Below are 971 nucleotides of genomic sequence, written 5' to 3'. Positions count from 1 at the left end.
CCGTCCTAAATAAAGTTGACACTTTCCTTCATCTCTTTAGGAGAGTGTTATGAAATCAGAAAGTAAACGCACTCAGCGTGATTATTCATTGGCTTTTAAATTGGCGGTTGTTGAACAAGTTGAAAAAGGCGAGATGACTTACAAACAAGCCCAGTCTCGATACGGTATTCAAGGGCGTTCAACCGTTTTAGTTTGGCTTAGGAAGCATGGTCAGTTAGATTGGAGTCTGGGTTGTACCCCTTTCCATCCTCACGGAGCACCTATGACTACATCCTCCTCACTTACACCTGAGCAACGTATCAAAGAACTTGAACAACAACTGACTGAAATGGAAAAGAAAGCCGAATTTTTTGAGGCCGTCGTTGAGGTTTTAAAACGGGACTATGGGGTCAGTATCGTAAAAAAGCCACGAGGCAGGCTATCCAGGAGAAAAAAATAGCGGGCTTCACGGTGGTTCAGTGTTGTCGTTATCTGGGTCTCACACGCCAGGCCTATTATCAGCAATGTCAGCGGGCAGCCATAAAAGCGAGGCAGGAGCAAGCGGTGTTGATGCAAGTTCAGTCAATACGTTTGACACAGCCCCGTATTGGCACGAGAAAGCTTCAGCACCTGCTGTATCACTCATGTGCTTTGAAAATAGGCCGTGATCGTCTGTTCGATTTACTGAGAAACCATCATCAGCTAGTCCTGCCCAGACGGGCTTATCACAAAACGACGCACAGCCATCATCGTTTTTACTGTCACCCTAATTTACTCAAAGCCGGTCCCAATCAGGTCACCCCAACGGGGCCGGAACAAGTCTGGGTTGCCGATATCACCTACCTTCCGGTGAAAACAGGGGAGGCGTATTTAAGTCTGGTCACGGATGCATGGTCACGTAAAATCGTGGGGTATCATGTCCACGATAACCTAAAAACAGACTCGGTCATCAAGGCGTATAAACAGGCCTTAAGAGGCCGAAAATTGACCGG

Annotated in this window: 1 pseudogene; it reads left to right on the top strand. The window is 47.1% G+C overall.

From position 1 onward, the window contains the following. Window positions 1–49 precede the first annotated feature (49 nt). Window positions 50–971: pseudogene (locus tag Xbed_RS20430) on the top strand (IS3 family transposase); the annotation flags it as partial.

The organism is Xenorhabdus beddingii (genome assembly GCF_002127545.1).
In the GTDB taxonomy this organism is placed as follows: Bacteria; Pseudomonadota; Gammaproteobacteria; order Enterobacterales; family Enterobacteriaceae; genus Xenorhabdus; species Xenorhabdus beddingii.
The sequence above is the reverse complement of the archived record's forward strand: the minus strand, read 5'-3'. Positions and strand labels throughout refer to the sequence as shown.